The 14461-nt window shown below is 70.3% G+C and carries 18 protein-coding genes and 1 pseudogene; 18 read left to right on the top strand and 1 reads right to left on the bottom strand.

The window, feature by feature from the left end; translation table 11 throughout:
- The 5 genes and pseudogenes from rfbD to ABD308_RS22740 form a co-directional block, all read left to right on the top strand.
- Positions 1–774 (top strand): annotated as a pseudogene (gene rfbD / locus ABD308_RS22760) (dTDP-4-dehydrorhamnose reductase); the annotation flags it as partial.
- A complete protein-coding gene (locus ABD308_RS22755) occupies positions 771–2108 on the top strand; it encodes a lipopolysaccharide biosynthesis protein (protein ID WP_344338042.1) in 1338 nt (445 codons plus the stop codon). The pseudogene rfbD and the gene ABD308_RS22755, both read left to right, overlap by 4 nt.
- A gap of 63 nt (positions 2109–2171) precedes the next feature.
- Positions 2172–2861, top strand: a complete 690-nt coding sequence (locus ABD308_RS22750) for a glycosyltransferase family 2 protein (RefSeq protein WP_344338041.1) — start codon at positions 2172–2174, stop codon at positions 2859–2861.
- Positions 2858–3256, top strand: coding sequence for a DUF2304 domain-containing protein (locus tag ABD308_RS22745; protein WP_344338040.1), 399 nt, complete (start codon positions 2858–2860; stop codon positions 3254–3256). The genes ABD308_RS22750 and ABD308_RS22745 overlap by 4 nt, the downstream gene beginning before the upstream one ends.
- A 5-nt stretch (positions 3257–3261) precedes the next feature.
- A complete protein-coding gene (locus ABD308_RS22740; RefSeq protein ID WP_344338038.1) occupies positions 3262–4170 on the top strand; it encodes a glycosyltransferase family 2 protein in 909 nt (302 codons plus the stop codon).
- Positions 4171–4241: 71 nt separating this feature from the next.
- On the opposite strand, the gene ABD308_RS22735 is transcribed toward ABD308_RS22740, so the two are convergent.
- Positions 4242–5957, bottom strand: coding sequence for a hypothetical protein (locus ABD308_RS22735; RefSeq protein WP_344338036.1), 1716 nt, complete (start codon positions 5955–5957; stop codon positions 4242–4244).
- A 516-nt stretch (positions 5958–6473) separates the two neighbouring features.
- Here ABD308_RS22735 and ABD308_RS22730 point away from each other — a divergent pair.
- The 13 genes from ABD308_RS22730 to rplN all read left to right on the top strand — a co-directional run bounded on the left by ABD308_RS22730 (position 6474) and on the right by rplN (position 14449).
- Entirely contained in the window at positions 6474–8297 is a 1824-nt protein-coding gene (locus ABD308_RS22730; RefSeq protein WP_344338035.1) for a hypothetical protein, read from the top strand.
- A 398-nt stretch (positions 8298–8695) separates the two neighbouring features.
- On the top strand, positions 8696–9004 hold the full coding sequence (rpsJ, locus tag ABD308_RS22725; protein ID WP_012785157.1) for a 30S ribosomal protein S10: 309 nt from the start codon (positions 8696–8698) through the stop codon (positions 9002–9004).
- Positions 9005–9018: 14 nt separating this feature from the next.
- Positions 9019–9666, top strand: coding sequence for a 50S ribosomal protein L3 (gene rplC / locus ABD308_RS22720; protein ID WP_189916064.1), 648 nt, complete (start codon positions 9019–9021; stop codon positions 9664–9666).
- A 5-nt stretch (positions 9667–9671) separates the two neighbouring features.
- On the top strand, positions 9672–10349 hold the full coding sequence (rplD, locus tag ABD308_RS22715; RefSeq protein WP_344338031.1) for a 50S ribosomal protein L4: 678 nt from the start codon (positions 9672–9674) through the stop codon (positions 10347–10349).
- Positions 10349–10666 carry a 50S ribosomal protein L23 gene (gene rplW, locus ABD308_RS22710; protein WP_030300381.1) on the top strand — a complete coding sequence of 106 codons (318 nt, stop codon included), beginning with the start codon at positions 10349–10351 and terminating at the stop codon, positions 10664–10666. Before rplD ends, rplW begins: the two co-directional genes overlap by 1 nt.
- Before the next feature lie 36 nt (positions 10667–10702).
- Entirely contained in the window at positions 10703–11539 is an 837-nt protein-coding gene (gene rplB / locus ABD308_RS22705) for a 50S ribosomal protein L2 (RefSeq protein ID WP_344338028.1), read from the top strand.
- A gap of 11 nt (positions 11540–11550) precedes the next feature.
- Positions 11551–11832 carry a 30S ribosomal protein S19 gene (gene rpsS / locus ABD308_RS22700; RefSeq protein ID WP_030055821.1) on the top strand — a complete coding sequence of 94 codons (282 nt, stop codon included), beginning with the start codon at positions 11551–11553 and terminating at the stop codon, positions 11830–11832.
- Positions 11833–11882: 50 nt separating this feature from the next.
- On the top strand, positions 11883–12230 hold the full coding sequence (gene rplV / locus ABD308_RS22695; protein ID WP_045304593.1) for a 50S ribosomal protein L22: 348 nt from the start codon (positions 11883–11885) through the stop codon (positions 12228–12230).
- The gene (gene rpsC, locus ABD308_RS22690) at positions 12230–13054 is read left to right on the top strand and encodes a 30S ribosomal protein S3 (protein WP_097237487.1); all 825 of its coding nucleotides are present in this window, start codon (positions 12230–12232) and stop codon (positions 13052–13054) included. The genes rplV and rpsC overlap by 1 nt, the downstream gene beginning before the upstream one ends.
- 5 nt (positions 13055–13059) lie before the next feature.
- Positions 13060–13479, top strand: coding sequence for a 50S ribosomal protein L16 (gene rplP / locus ABD308_RS22685; RefSeq protein WP_030300385.1), 420 nt, complete (start codon positions 13060–13062; stop codon positions 13477–13479).
- Positions 13479–13703: a 50S ribosomal protein L29 gene (gene rpmC / locus ABD308_RS22680; protein WP_030300387.1), complete on the top strand. Its 225-nt coding sequence runs from the start codon at positions 13479–13481 to the stop codon at positions 13701–13703. The genes rplP and rpmC overlap by 1 nt, the downstream gene beginning before the upstream one ends.
- Positions 13703–13975, top strand: coding sequence for a 30S ribosomal protein S17 (gene rpsQ, locus ABD308_RS22675; RefSeq protein WP_030055826.1), 273 nt, complete (start codon positions 13703–13705; stop codon positions 13973–13975). Before rpmC ends, rpsQ begins: the two co-directional genes overlap by 1 nt.
- A 102-nt stretch (positions 13976–14077) precedes the next feature.
- Positions 14078–14449 (top strand): 50S ribosomal protein L14, encoded by a 372-nt coding sequence (rplN, locus tag ABD308_RS22670; protein WP_030393301.1) that lies wholly within the window; start codon positions 14078–14080, stop codon positions 14447–14449.
- Positions 14450–14461: the final 12 nt, after the last annotated feature.

Genomic DNA, 14461 nt, shown 5'->3' with positions numbered 1-14461 from the left:
GCCGTCGCCGGCCACGACCTCGTCGTGAACTGCGCCGCCTGGACGGACGTCGACGGCGCGGAGACCGCCGAGGAGGCCGCGACCGCCGTCAACGGCACCGGGGTGCGCCACCTGGCCGCCGCCTGTGCCGAGACCGGCGCCCGGCTCCTGAACGTGTCCACCGACTACGTGCTGGCCGGCGACGCGACGGAGCCGTACCGCGAGGACGCGCCGACCTCCCCGGTCAACGCCTACGGGCGAAGCAAGCTGGTCGGCGAGCGCGCCGTCGCCGAGCTGCTCCCGGAGCACGGCTACACCGTGCGCACCGCCTGGCTGTACGGCGAGCACGGCGGGAACTTCGTCGCCACCATGCTCAAGCTCGCCGCCCAGCGGCCGAGCCTGGACGTCGTCGACGACCAGCACGGCCAGCCGACCTGGTCGTACGCGCTCGCGCAGCGGCTCGTCGCGCTCGGCCTGGCCGCGCTCGACGGGAAGGCGCCGGCCGGCGTCTACCACGGCACCGCGAGCGGCCGGACCACCTGGCACGGGCTGGCCCGCGAGACCTACCGGCTCGCCGGGCTCGACCCCGAGCGGATCCGCCCCACCACGTCCGAGGCGTTCGTCCGCCCGGCGGCCCGCCCCGCGTTCAGCGTGCTGGACCACGGCGGCTGGGCGGCGGCCGGCTTCGAGCCGCTGTCCGACTGGCGGGAGCAGCTCGCCGAGGCGCTCCGCACCCCCGGTTTCGCCGCGCTGGTCGCCGCCGCCTCGACCACCGAGGGTGACCGGTCCCAGTGACGAATCCGCTGAAGAAGGCCGCCGCAGCGCTGCCGCCGGGCACCGTCGCGGTGGCCGGCGGCACCGTCGTGCTCGGCGCCGCGTCGTACATCCACCTCGGCGCGGCGGGCCACAGCCTGTCTACCGACGCGATGGCGAACGTCTCCCTGCTGTGGACCATCGTGATGTCCGTCGGGATCGGTCTCTTCTTCCCGATCGAGCAGGAACTCACCCGGATCGTGGCCGCCCGTGCGGCGCTCGGCCACGGCGCCGCCCCGGTGCTGCGCCGCGCCGCCCTGCTCACCGGCGGCATCCTCGGGGTCACCCTGGCGGCGGTCGTCGGTGCCTCCGGCCCGCTCGCCCGGATGATGTTCCACGGGGACCGCGAGCTGGTGCTCGCCCTCGGCGCCGCCTTCGCCGGCATGGCCGTCTGCTACGTGACCCGCGGCGTGCTGGCCGGTCTCGGCCGCTTCGGCGTCTACGGCACCCAGCTCGGCCTGGACGGCGGCCTGCGGATCGTGCTGGCCGGCGGTCTCGCGGTGGCCGGTGTGGACTCGGCGCTCGCGTTCAGCCTGGTGCTGGCCGTCGCGCCGGTCATCGCGACCCTGGTGACGCTGCCGCCGCTGCTGCGGGCGGCCCGCCCGGGCCCCGGCATCGGCTGGCCCGAGCTCTGTTCCGGCCTGGGCCTGCTGATCTGCTCGACCCTGCTCTCCCAGGCGGTCGTCAACGCGGCGGTGGTGAGCACCAAGCTGCTCGCGCCGTCCGACTCGGCGCTGATCGCCGCGCTGCTCAACGCGTTGGTGCTGGCCCGGGTGCCGCTCTTCGTCTTCGGCTCGCTCCAGGCGTCGCTGCTCAGCGGCCTCTCCGCGGCCATCGCGGTCGGGGACCGGGCCGCCTTCAGTGGTATGCTCCGCCGGATCGGCGCGGTGGTGGGCCTGCTCGGCCTGCTCGGCGGGATCCCCGCGGTGGCGCTCGGCCCGTGGCTGATCGAGGTGCTGTTCGGGGCCGAACCCGTGCTGGGACGGACCGCCTTCTTCTGGATGTCCGCCGGTACCGTCGCGTACATGTTCGCGATGGTCCTCGGACAGGCTCTGATGGTATTCAAGCGACACAACCTGCAGCTGTGCTGCTGGGCGCTCGGCACCGCGGTCCTCGCCGCGGTCACCTTCCTCCCCGGGGAGGTGTCGACCCGGGTGGTCGTCGCCTACGCGGCGGGGTCGCTGGCCACCGTGATCGGTATGCTGGCCGCCCTCAGGTTCAGCTTCTCCCGTTCGGTGGCGAACCAGCCCGCGTCCGCACCGGACGGGGCGGAACCGGGAGTGCCCCTCCTGAGCCGCGGGAGCGCCGGCGAATGACGGAGCCCCGTATACAGATCGCCGCGCGTGAGCGCGGGCCAGAGCCCCTCTATGGAGTTACCAGTGCCCCAGTATGACGATGTCTGGCTGGTGATCCCGGCCTACAACGAAGGCCAGGTGATCGCTGACGTTGTGGAGGGAGCGCGCAAGACGTTCCCCAACATCGTCGTGGTCGACGACGGCAGCGCGGACGACTCCGCCAAGCACATCATGGGCACCGGCGCGCACCTCGTGCGCCACCCGGTCAACCTGGGGCAGGGGGCCGCGCTCCAGACCGGTCTGGCCTACGCCCTGGCCCAGCCCGGCGCCACCTACTTCGCCACCTTCGACGCCGACGGCCAGCACCAGACGGCCGACGTCGAGAAGATGGTCGAGCTCCTGCGACAGGACGTCGCCGACGTCATCCTGGGCTCGCGCTTCATCGAGCAGAACGGCCAGGTGCCGTGGATCAAGCGGGTGGTCCTGCGGACCGCCGCGACCATCAGCCCCACCGCCCGCAAGCTCAAGCTCACCGACTCGCACAACGGCCTGCGCGTGCTCAACCGCGAGGCGGCCGGCCGGCTGCGGATCACCATGAACGGCATGGCCCACGCGTCGGAGATCGTCAGCTTCCTGGCCGGTTCCGACCTGCGGGTCGCAGAGGTCCCGGTGGACATCCTGTACACCGACTACTCACGCGCCAAGGGTCAGTCCCTGATCAACGGCGTCAACATCATCTTCGACATCTCGCTGCGGGAGCGTGGCCGCCGATGAACTACTTCTGGATCCAGCTGCTTCTCATCCTCGGCTCGGTCATCCTGGCCTTCATGTTCATCCGGCGCTGGGACGCCGCGAACACCCGGGCCTGGAAGCGCATCGCCTTCTCGACCTTCGTGGTTGTGAACATCTACGCGGTGCTGCGTCCCAGCGACGTCACCTGGATCGCCCACAAGCTCGGCGTCGGCCGCGGCACCGACCTGGTGCTGTACGGGATGGTCCTGGCGATGGGCTTCCTCACCCTCAACACCTTCCTGCGCTTCCGCTCGCTGGAGAAGAAGCTCACCGACCTGGCCCGCACCGTCGCGATCAACGAGGGCGCCCGCCTGAACGAGGAGCGCTTCGACCTCGACCTGCCGGTCTCCGTGCCGGTCGACCGCAACAAGGGCTGATCGCGGTGGCGACCTTCGAGTTCATGCTGCCCTACTACGGCGACGTCGCGATGATGCAGGCCGCGGTGCGCAGCATCCTCGCGCAGACCGACCCGGACTTCCGGCTGACCGTCGTCGACGACGGCAAGGAGCCGGACGTCCCGGGCTGGTTCGCGGCGCTCGGCGACGAGCGGGTGACCTACCTGCGCAACGAGCGGAACCTCGGGATCACCAGGAACTTCCAGAAGTGCGTCGACCTGTCGACCGCCGACCACGTGGTCATCATGGGCTGCGACGACCTGCTGCACCCGCACTACCTGGAGACCGTCCGCGGCATCCTGCGGGACAACCCCGGCCTGGGCATGGTCCAGCCGGGCGTCGAGGTGATCGACGGCGACGGCGTCGTCACCGCCGGTCTGGCCGACAACGTGAAGGACCGGCTCTACGCCCCGACCGTGAAGGGCCGGCGCCTGATGGGCGGCGAGCAGCTCGCCGCCAGCGTGCTGCGCGGCAACTGGCTGTACTTCCCGTCGATCTGCTGGCGCGGCGACGCGCTGCGCGAGGTCAACTTCCGCGACGAGTACTCGGTGATCCAGGACCTCGCCCTGGTCGTCGACCTGCTGGAGCGGGGCGAGCAGATGATGGTGGACAACACCACCGTCGTCTTCCAGTACCGCCGGCACGCGGTCAGCGAGTCCTCGGTGCAGGCGTTCTCCGGCACCCGGTTCGCCGAGGCGGAGCGGTACTTCAACGCGGTGGCGGACCGGATGGACGCCCGCGGCTGGCCGAAGGCCGCCCGGGCCGCCCGGTTCCGCAGCGCCTCCCGGCTGCACGCGTTGACCATGCTGCCCGGCGCGCTGCGCCGGCGGCAGACCGGCGGGGCGAAGGTCCTCGTCCGGCACGCGCTCACCGGGGGACAGCGCCACGAGGCGTGACCCCGCCCCCCCCCCNNCGGCGGACCGGGAAGGTCCGCCGGCCCCACGGCCGTTTCCGCGGCGTCCGGGGCTCACTGCCGCCGGAACGGGTAGGGGCTGCCGGCCGGGCAGGACAACACGCCCTCGTCCGGCCCGGGCGGGGAGACCTTCGGCCGCTCGCCGGGCGGGTTGCAGACGCCGTTCGGCGCGTAGCGCGAGCAGTGGCCCTCGTGGTCGGCGGTGACCTGGGCGCTCCAGGCGAGGCCGCCGGTGCCGCCGCCCTCCTGCTTCGGCATGTACTTGTCGGCGGTCGCCGAGCCGGCCATGCCGAACAGCAGGCCCAGTGCGCAGAGCGTGCCGACGGCCACCGCGCGCGGGCCGGGCCGGCGGATCAGCGGGACGGCGACGACGAAGGCGGGGACGGCCTCGGCGCGGCGGCGGACCACCAGGTAGCAGGCCAGGCCGGTGAGCACCAGCAGGCAGTACAGCAGCTGGGCGCTGGTCCGCGGGTAGAGCATGACGGCCTGGTCCCGCTCCATGTGCGAGGCGTACCAGTAGCGCATCAGCAGCGCGCTGGCGGCGCAGGCGGCCGGGACGAGCACCGCCGCGCGGTTGATGCCGAGGGTCAGGGCGATGCCGAGGCCGCCGAGCAGCAGCAGCGAGAACACGCCCACGCCGCCCAGTTCGCCCGGCAGCGGCCAGGTGCTCAGCGCGTCCGAGCCGGGCAGGTCGTCGCGCCACATCGCGAAGTACGCGGGCTCGGTGTAGGTGTCGAAGTAGCAGTAGCGGTCGACCGTGCTGCCGGCCGAGGAGAGCAGCTTGAACAGGCTCAGCCCGGCGACGACGAGGAACGCGGCGCCGGCGGCCCCCAGCGTGCAGGCCGCGGTGACCAGGGCCCGGGTGCCGGAGGCGCGCTGGAGCCGGAACAGCAGGACGGCGGTGAGGACGACCGCGCCCGCCGCGGACCAGACGAACCAGCCCGAATAGACGATGAACATCAGTCCGATCGCCAGCCCCAGCACGGCGCCCGTGGTGGTCGCGCGCCTGCGCGTCAGCTCGGGCGCGCGCTGGACCATCTGGAGGAGCTTGGCCAGCACCGGGACGAACGCCACCAGGACGATGTTGGTGTAGGGCTTGTACGGCTGCATCATCGGCAGCGCCGCGGTGACGCCGACGCCGAGCGCCCAGAGCGGCGGCAGCAGCAGCCGCCACGCGAGGTAGGCGACCGGTCCGAGCAGCGCGACGAACACCAGGCCGACCAGCTTGAGGGCGTGCCCGACCTGCCCGTCGGTGACGTACTCGGCCGTCCAGGCGATCAGGTGCGGGTAGACCGGCGGGTACCCGCCGTCCAGCGACTGGCCGTCCATCAGGGCGCCGGCCCACGCCTGGAGCGCGCCGGAGTCGCCGTCCTGCGCGTTCAGCGGCCAGGTGGTGTCGCGGAGCCCGAGCGAGACCCCGGCCGCGGTGACGCCGGAAGCGAGGCCGGAGACCGCGGCGGCGGCGAACCGGACCGGCGCGAGCGGCCGGCGGCGCATCCAGAACGCGCAGAGCCCCACCACGAGGCCGAGCAGGAGCAGCAGCCGCAGCTGGAGCGCGGCCAGCCCGCTGACCTGGCCTATTCGCGACATCGGGTCGAGCGTGACGGTGACGGCGAGCACCAGCATCAGGAGTGCGGCGCAGACGGCGGTGACGCCTTCCGCGACGAGCGAGAGGGCCGGGCGTTCCGCGAGGGCCGGAGAGCTGTGGCGGCCCCGTACGGCCGGGGGCTGTCTCGTCACGGCGGGGGCGGCGGTCGGTGGGCTCGTCACTGTCCGGGAGTCCTTCGGGGGTCGTGAGCAGGGGGCGGACCGAGGGACGACCGCGCGGGCCGGCCGGATGCGCCGGAGCCGTCGGGCCTGGGGCCGTGGCACCTGATTCTGCCAGGCACGGGGGGGCCGTTCGAACGCCACCTGTGGGGACTCCCGACGGGGGAGGAGGGTTGTGCGGGGAACGGAAAACCGTCTGTGGAACGGGCGTTCGCGTGCCCGTCCGGGCACGGTGGGGTGCGGGGGAGAACCGCGGCCTTCACTCCGCCCATCACCCCATTGGACACATTGGCCAGGCCGATGGGCCCGTGGCAGACTTCCGGTGCGATCCCGACGGCCCGGACCGCCGCCGTGCGCCGGGCCCCGAACGGACCGGACGACCCGCAGCGGTGCGCCGCGCGAGCGGGGGAGAGCTTCCCGGGTCCGCGGCCGACGGCCCCGTGACGGCACGGGGGGACCGAACCGTGCTCTCCCACCTCCCGGTGGCCCCGTACGGCCGCCCGACGGAAATGGACTGAGATGACGAACCTGGCCCCCGAAGCGGTCGGCAGTGCCGAGAGCTCCGATCCCGGCGGCGAACCCGAGACCGAGACCGGGGCCCCGGCCCGCCGGCGGGACCTCGGTGCCCTGCTGGAGCGGCGTTCGGTCCTGATCGCGGCCGAGGCGCTGGTCAGCGTCGGGGCCGCCCTGGTGTTCACCCTGCTGTGCACGCACATCAGCGTGAACCCGACGAACCGCATCGGCCAGGTCAGCGGCCTCGCGAAGATCCAGCAGTACGTCGCGGTGCTGGGCCTGCCGCTGCTCGCAGTGCTGGTCTATACCGCGTGGCGGGGCGGCGCGGCCCGGCACCGCCTCGTCCAGCGGCTGGTCTGCGCGGCCGTCGCCGGTCTGGCGACCGGCGTCGTCGCGGGCGGTGTGGTGGTCGCGCTGCGCGGCACCCCGTGGCCGCTCGGCGGCCAGGAGGGCGACCCCAGCCAGCTGATCCACATGGCCACCTCGATGCTGGACGACAAGGGGCTGCCCGGCGTCTACCCGCCGCTGTTCCCCGGGCTGATCGCGGTCTGGGCCAAGCTGCGCTACGGCGGCATCGGCGGTGAGGGCTTCGCCCTGCACGACCTCCAGATCTTCTTCAGCGCGCTGGCCGGGCCGATGAGCTACCTCGCGTGGCGCCTGATGCTGCGGCCGTTCTGGGCGCTCGCCATCGCCGTGCCCTCGGCGCTGGTCTTCCTGGACCCGATCCGCCCGTACAGCCACGTCACGATGATCATCCTGGTGCCGCTGCTGGCCGCCTGCCTGCGCGAGCTGCGCCGGGCCCGCTCGCTGTCCACCCGCTCCGTGGTGCTGCGCGGCGCGGGTTTCGGCGTGATCTTCGGCGTGCTGTTCCTCTACTACTCGGGCTGGTACCTCTGGTCGGCGCCGGGCGTCTTCGTGATGACCCTGTTCCTGTTCCCGTGGCGCGGCGGTGCGCGCGCCGTCCGGCGGACGCTGCTCTTCCTCGCCGTCACGGTGGGCCTCGCGGGCGTCATCGGCTCGCCGCTGCTCTACCAGATCGCGAAGGAGGGCGCGACCACCCCGGACCGGTACGCCTACATCGTCAACTACGTCGACCCGGCCTACGTGCTCGGCTGGATGTCGGACCGGACCGGCGACCTCACCTACCACAACTGGCCGCAGTCGGGCGAACTCGCCGGGCAGACCGGCTTCGCGCTGATGCTGATCGCCGCCGTCGGCATCGGCGTCGGTCTCGGCCTGCGCAGCCTGGTCGTCCGGGTCGCCGCCGCGGTGCTGGTGGGCGCCTGGCTGATGCGCTTCTGGTACGCATCGCACATGGCGCACGACCAGATGGTGCAGCTCTACCCGCGGACGACCTGGATCATCATGTACTGCCTGATGATCCTGGCCGTGGTCGGTCTGATGGCCGCCTCCGACCGCGGGCGCGGCTGGGTGCAGGGGCTGCTCGGCCGCTCCGAGCGGGTCCCCGCGGCCGCGGGGCCGGCCATCCCGGCCCGGGCCACCCGGCAGCTGGCCGCCGGACTGGTCTGCGCGCTGGCGCTGTTCGCGACGATGGGCGCGTCCTGGTCGGTGGACCGCTACATGCCGCAGAGCGAGAAGACCAACAGCATGGGCCTCGACGCCTGGCGCGCGCACAACATCAAGAAGAAGGACGGCAGCTGCCCGAAGTACGCCCCGGTGAAGTCGGAGAACCCGCCGCGGCCGTGCGCCGACCCGATCGTCAAGGACTGGGAGTCGGAGCCGGACAAGGGCGACCTGCACTGCGCGAACATCCCCACCGAGGACTGGCCGGCGGTCTGCGGCCGGGTCGCCCCCTGGGTGAAGAAGTAGCCGTCCGGTAGCGGAGGGTTCCGGCCGGGGCCGGTGGGGTACGCCTCACCGGCCCCGATTGGCTTTCCGGCTCACGGCTGTGGCAGTATGTCCAAGTTGCTCGGTTGAGTGCCGATGCTGCGCGCCTCCCGCCGGGAGGACTGGAAGCGAGTCCCATGTACTCGTCGTTCCCGTGATGGCCGTCAAGCGTGAGTGATACGCCACGGCAGCTGCGGGGCGGACGTACGGGAATCTTCCGGGAAGCGTGTGCGGGGCCTCGGCCCGGCTCCCCCTACCCCGAAAGTTCGAAACCGACGAGTCCATCGCCGGTTTTTTGCAAGCGCGAGTGCGACACGCCCGAGCGCGGGGGTCGGAGCGGGGGTCGTGCAGTGACTAGGACAAAGGACTACAAGGTAGCCATGGCGGGACAGAAGATCCGCATCCGGCTCAAGGCCTACGACCACGAGGTCATCGACTCCTCGGCGAAGAAGATCGTCGAGACGGTGATCCGTACTGGTGCGCAGGTCGCGGGCCCGGTGCCGCTGCCCACTGAGAAGAACGTGTACTGCGTCATCCGCTCGCCGCACAAGTACAAGGACTCGCGCGAGCACTTCGAGATGCGCACTCACAAGCGTCTGATCGACATCCTCGACCCCACGCCGAAGACGGTTGACTCGCTCATGCGTCTCGACCTGCCGGCGGGCGTCGACATCGAGATCAAGCTCTGAGAGGCGCACCGAAGATGGCTAAGCAGATTAAGGGCATCCTGGGCGAGAAGCTCGGCATGACCCAGGTCTGGGACGAGAACAACCGGGTCGTCCCGGTGACCGTCGTCAAGGCCGGGCCGAATGTCGTGACCCAGGTCCACACCGCCGACAGCCCGGCCGGCTACGACGCCGTCCAGATCGGCTTCGGCGAGATCGACCCCCGCAAGGTGAACAAGCCCCTCGCGGGCCACTTCGCCAAGGCCGGTGTCACCCCGCGCCGCCACCTGGTCGAGCTCCGGACCTCGGACGCGTCCGAGTACACCCTGGGCCAGGAGATCACCGCCGAGCTGTTCGAGGCGGGTGTCAAGGTCGACGTGACCGGCACCTCCAAGGGCAAGGGCTTCGCCGGTGTCATGAAGCGGCACAACTTCCGGGGCCTCGGCGCCGGTCACGGTGTGCAGCGCAAGCACCGCTCGCCCGGTTCCATCGGTGGCTGCGCCACCCCGGGCCGCGTGTTCAAGGGCCTGAAGATGGCCGGCCGGATGGGTCACGAGCGTGTGACCACCCAGAACCTGACCGTGCACGCGGTTGACGCGGAGAAGGGTCTGCTCCTGATCAAGGGTGCGATCCCGGGCCCGAACGGCGGCCTCGTCCTCGTCCGCACCGCGGCGAAGGGGCTGTGAAGGATATGAGCACCATTGACATCCTGTCGCCCTCGGGTGACAAGACCGGCAGCCTTGAGCTTCCGGCCGAGATCTTCGACGCGAAGGTCAGCGTTCCGCTGATGCACCAGGTCGTCGTGGCGCAGCTCGCTGCGGCCCGTCAGGGCACCCACAAGACCAAGACTCGTGGCGAGGTCCGCGGTGGCGGCAAGAAGCCGTACCGCCAGAAGGGCACCGGCCGCGCCCGTCAGGGCTCGACCCGTGCGCCGCAGTTCGCCGGCGGTGGCGTCGTGCACGGTCCCGTGCCGCGCGACTACTCGCAGCGGACCCCGAAGAAGATGATCGCCGCCGCCCTGCGCGGTGCGCTCACCGACCGGGCCCGCCACAACCGCATCCACGTCGTCACCGACGTGACCGCGACCGAGGCGCCGTCGACCAAGGCCGCCAAGAGCCTGTTCGGCAAGATCACCGAGCGCAAGAACGTCCTCCTGGTCGTCGAGCGCGCGGACGAGCTGGGCCTCAAGTCCGCTCGCAACCTGCCGAACGTCCACATCCTGGACGCCGGTCAGCTGAACACCTACGACGTGCTCGTCTCCGACGATGTGGTCTTCACCCAGGCCGCCTTCGAGCGCTTCGTGGCCGGTCCGGCCGCGTCCGCCAAGGCCGTTGCCGCTGAGGGCGAGCTCGAAGGGAGCGCCGCCTGATGAGCGACGTTACGAGCAAGACGTTCACGGACCCCCGTGACGTCCTGGTGAAGCCGGTTATCTCCGAGAAGAGCTACAGCCTCCTCGACGAGAACAAGTACACGTTCATCGTGTCGCCGGGCGCCAACAAGACCCAGATCAAGCAGGCCGTCGAGGCGGTCTTCTCGGTCAAGGTCGAGGCTGTCAACACGATCAACCGTCAGGGCAAGCGCAAGCGCTCCAAGACGGGTTTCGGCAAGCGCAAGGACACCAAGCGCGCCATCGTGACGCTGGCCGAGGGCAACCGCATCGACATCTTCGGTGGTCCGACCTCCTGACGGAGGCCGTGATCGTCGATCAAGACGAGGACGAAAATGGGTATCCGCAAGTACAAGCCGACTACGCCGGGCCGTCGTGGCTCCAGCGTGGCCGACTTCGTCGAAATCACGCGGTCCACGCCGGAGAAGTCGCTGGTCCGCCCCCTGCACAGCAAGGGCGGCCGTAACAACGCCGGTCGGATCACCGTTCGCCACCAGGGCGGCGGACACAAGCGCGCCTACCGTGTGATCGACTTCCGTCGTCACGACAAGGACGGCGTGCCGGCCAAGGTCGCGCACATCGAGTACGACCCGAACCGCACCGCGCGCATCGCGCTCCTGCACTACGTCGACGGCGAGAAGCGCTACATCATCGCGCCGCGCGGCATCGCGCAGGGTGACCGGATCGAGAACGGCGCCGGCGCCGACATCAAGCCGGGCAACAACCTGCCGCTGCGCAACATCCCGGTCGGTACCACCATCCACGCGGTGGAGCTGCGTCCCGGCGGCGGTGCCAAGCTGGCCCGCTCGGCCGGCTCCGGCATCCAGCTGCTGGCGCGTGAGGGCAAGATGGCGCACCTGCGCATGCCCTCCGGTGAGATCCGCCTGGTGGACGCGCGCTGCCGCGCGACCGTCGGCGAGGTCGGCAACGCCGAGCAGTCGAACATCAACTGGGGCAAGGCCGGCCGTATGCGCTGGAAGGGCGTTCGCCCGACCGTGCGTGGTGTGGCCATGAACCCGATCGACCACCCGCACGGTGGTGGTGAGGGTAAGACCTCCGGTGGTCGCCACCCGGTTTCGCCGTGGGGCCAGAAGGAGGGTCGTACTCGTAGCCCGAAGAAGGCTTCGAACGCCCTCATCGTGCGCCGCCGCAAGACCAACAAGAAGCGCTAGGAGCAGGTCAGATGCCGCGCAGTCTCAAGAAGGGCCCCTTCATTGACGGCCACCTTCTCAAGAAGGTGGACGCGCAGAACGAGGCGGGTACCCAGAACGTCATCAAGACCTGGTCCCGTCGCTCCGTGATCTTCCCGGCCATGCTCGGGCACACGATCGCGGTGCACGATGGCCGCAAGCACGTCCCGGTGTTCGTCACCGAGTCGATGGTCGGCCACAAGCTCGGCGAGTTCGCGCCGACGCGTACCTTCCGCGGTCACGTCAAGGACGACCGCAAGTCGAAGCGTCGCTAGTCGCCAGCGAGATTACCGACTCAATGACTTACACCAGCAAGGGGACAACCATGGAAGCCAGGGCCCAGGCGCGGTACATCCGCGTCACGCCCATGAAGGCCCGCCGCGTGGTGGACCTCATCCGTGGCCTGAACGCCACGGAGGCCCAGGCGGTCCTGCGTTTCGCTCCGCAGGCCGCGACCGTGCCGGTCGGCAAGGTGCTCGACAGCGCCATCGCCAACGCCGCGCACAACTACAACCACTCCAACGTGGACGACCTCGTCATCAGCGAGGCGTACGTTGACGAGGGCCCGACCCTGAAGCGGTTCCGTCCGCGCGCCCAGGGCCGTGCCTACCGGATCCGCAAGCGGACCAGCCACATCACCGTGGTCGTCAGCAGCAAGGAAGGGACCCGGTAATGGGCCAGAAGGTTAACCCGCACGGGTTCCGCCTCGGCATCAGCACGGACTTCAAGTCCCGCTGGTACGCCGACAAGCTGTACAAGGACTACGTCAAGGAAGACGTCGCCATTCGTCGCATGATGACGAAGGGCATGGAGCGCGCCGGCATCTCCAAGGTCGAGATCGAGCGCACCCGCGACCGCGTCCGCGTTGACATCCACACCGCTCGCCCCGGCATCGTGATCGGCCGGCGCGGCACCGAGGCCGACCGCATCCGCGGCGACCTCGAGAAGCTGACCGGCAAGCAGGTCCAGCTGAACATCCTTGAGGTCAAGAACCCCGAGCTGGACGCCCAGCTCGTGGCTCAGGGCGTCGCGGAGCAGCTGTCCTCCCGCGTCTCCTTCCGCCGTGCCATGCGCAAGTCGATGCAGGGCACCATGAAGTCCGGCGCCAAGGGCATCAAGGTCCAGTGCTCCGGTCGTCTCGGCGGCGCCGAGATGAGCCGTTCGGAGTTCTACCGCGAGGGCCGTGTGCCGCTGCACACCCTGCGCGCGAACGTCGACTACGGCTTCTTCGAGGCCAAGACCACCTTCGGCCGCATCGGCGTGAAGGTCTGGATCTACAAGGGCGACGTCAAGAACATCGCCGAGGTCCGCGCTGAGAACGCCGCTGCCCGCTCGGGCAACCGCCCGGCCCGTCCCGAGGGTGGTCGTCCCGCCCGCGGTGGCGAGCGTCGCGGTGGCGAGCGCGGTGGCCGTGGCCGTCGTCCCGCCGCTGCCGAGGCCCCCGCGGCCCCGGCCGTCGAGGCTCCGGCTGCCGAGAACACCGGAACGGAGGCCTGACCGCAATGCTGATCCCCCGTCGGGTCAAGCACCGCAAGCAGCACCACCCGAAGCGCCGCGGCGCTTCCAAGGGTGGCACCGAGCTGGCGTTCGGCCAGTTCGGCATCCAGGCCGTGACCCCGGCCTACGTGACGAACCGTCAGATCGAGTCCGCTCGTATCGCGATCACCCGTCACATCCGTCGTGGCGGCAAGGTCTGGATCAACATCTACCCGGACCGTCCGCTGACCAAGAAGCCGGCCGAGACCCGCATGGGTTCCGGTAAGGGTTCGCCGGAGTGGTGGATCGCGAACGTGCACCCGGGTCGGGTCATGTTCGAGCTGTCGTACCCGAACGAGAAGGTCGCTCGTGAGGCGCTGACCCGCGCCGCTCACAAGCTTCCGATGAAGTGCCGGATCGTCCGGCGCGAGGACGGTGAGAGCTGATGTCGGCCGCTACCAAGGCTGCTGACCTCCGCCAGCTGGACAACGAGGGTCTCGTTGCCAAGCTGCGCGAGGCCAAGGAGGAGCTGTTCAACCTCCGCTTCCAGGCGGCGACCGGGCAGCTCGACAACCACGGACGGCTCAAGCTCGTCCGTAAGGACATCGCGCGGATCTACACCCTGATGCGCGAGCGCGAGCTGGGCATCGAGACGGTGGAGAACGCCTGATGACTGAGAACACCAACGAGACGCGCGGTTTCCGCAAGACCCGTGAGGGTCTCGTCGTCAGCGACAAGATGGACAAGACCGTCGTCGTCGCCGTCGAGGACCGCGTCAAGCACGCGCTGTACGGCAAGGTCATCCGCCGTACGAACAAGCTGAAGGCGCACGACGAGGCGAACGCCTGCGGCATCGGCGACCGGGTCCTCCTCGCGGAGACCCGCCCGCTGTCCGCGACGAAGCGCTGGCGCGTCGTCGAGATCCTCGAGAAGGCCAAGTAACGAAGTTGATGCGGTACGGCCGTATGTGCACCAGGTCCCTCGCGGGCGCTGGTGTGAGCAGCGGCCGGCCCGTCAGCTCTCGTTGACGATCAGGAGAAAGCTGTGATCCAGCAGGAGTCGCGACTGCGTGTCGCCGACAACACGGGCGCGAAGGAAATCCTTTGCATCCGCGTTCTCGGTGGTTCCGGTCGCCGCTACGCCGGTATCGGGGACGTCATCGTCGCCACCGTCAAGGACGCGATCCCCGGCGGTTCGGTGAAGAAGGGTGACGTCGTCAAGTGCGTCGTCGTCCGTACCGTGAAGTCGCGCCGTCGTCCCGACGGTTCGTACATCCGGTTCGACGAGAACGCCGCTGTCGTTCTGAAGAACACCGACGGCGACCCCCGCGGTACCCGCATCTTCGGCCCGGTGGGCCGCGAGCTGCGCGACAAGAAGTTCATGAAGATCATCTCGCTGGCGCCGGAGGTGCTCTAACCCATGGCGAAC

Source organism: Kitasatospora putterlickiae (genome assembly GCF_039527695.1).
GTDB classification, from domain to species: Bacteria; Actinomycetota; Actinomycetes; order Streptomycetales; family Streptomycetaceae; genus Kitasatospora; species Kitasatospora putterlickiae.
This window is presented reverse-complemented; position numbering and strand designations above follow the sequence as displayed.

Excerpts from the sequence above, each read along its gene's own strand:
- ABD308_RS22745 (WP_344338040.1), top strand. The coding sequence starts at position 2,858 with ATGAACTACTTCTGGATCCAGCTGCTTCTCATCCTCGGCTCGGTCATC.
- ABD308_RS22730 (WP_344338035.1), top strand. The coding sequence starts at position 6,474 with ATGACGAACCTGGCCCCCGAAGCGGTCGGCAGTGCCGAGAGCTCCGAT.
- rpsJ (WP_012785157.1), top strand. The coding sequence starts at position 8,696 with ATGGCGGGACAGAAGATCCGCATCCGGCTCAAGGCCTACGACCACGAG.
- rplC (WP_189916064.1), top strand. The coding sequence starts at position 9,019 with ATGGCTAAGCAGATTAAGGGCATCCTGGGCGAGAAGCTCGGCATGACC.
- rplD (WP_344338031.1), top strand. The coding sequence starts at position 9,672 with ATGAGCACCATTGACATCCTGTCGCCCTCGGGTGACAAGACCGGCAGC.
- rplW (WP_030300381.1), top strand. The coding sequence starts at position 10,349 with ATGAGCGACGTTACGAGCAAGACGTTCACGGACCCCCGTGACGTCCTG.
- rplB (WP_344338028.1), top strand. The coding sequence starts at position 10,703 with ATGGGTATCCGCAAGTACAAGCCGACTACGCCGGGCCGTCGTGGCTCC.
- rpsS (WP_030055821.1), top strand. The coding sequence starts at position 11,551 with ATGCCGCGCAGTCTCAAGAAGGGCCCCTTCATTGACGGCCACCTTCTC.
- rplV (WP_045304593.1), top strand. The coding sequence starts at position 11,883 with ATGGAAGCCAGGGCCCAGGCGCGGTACATCCGCGTCACGCCCATGAAG.
- rpsC (WP_097237487.1), top strand. The coding sequence starts at position 12,230 with ATGGGCCAGAAGGTTAACCCGCACGGGTTCCGCCTCGGCATCAGCACG.
- rplP (WP_030300385.1), top strand. The coding sequence starts at position 13,060 with ATGCTGATCCCCCGTCGGGTCAAGCACCGCAAGCAGCACCACCCGAAG.
- rpmC (WP_030300387.1), top strand. The coding sequence starts at position 13,479 with ATGTCGGCCGCTACCAAGGCTGCTGACCTCCGCCAGCTGGACAACGAG.
- rpsQ (WP_030055826.1), top strand. The coding sequence starts at position 13,703 with ATGACTGAGAACACCAACGAGACGCGCGGTTTCCGCAAGACCCGTGAG.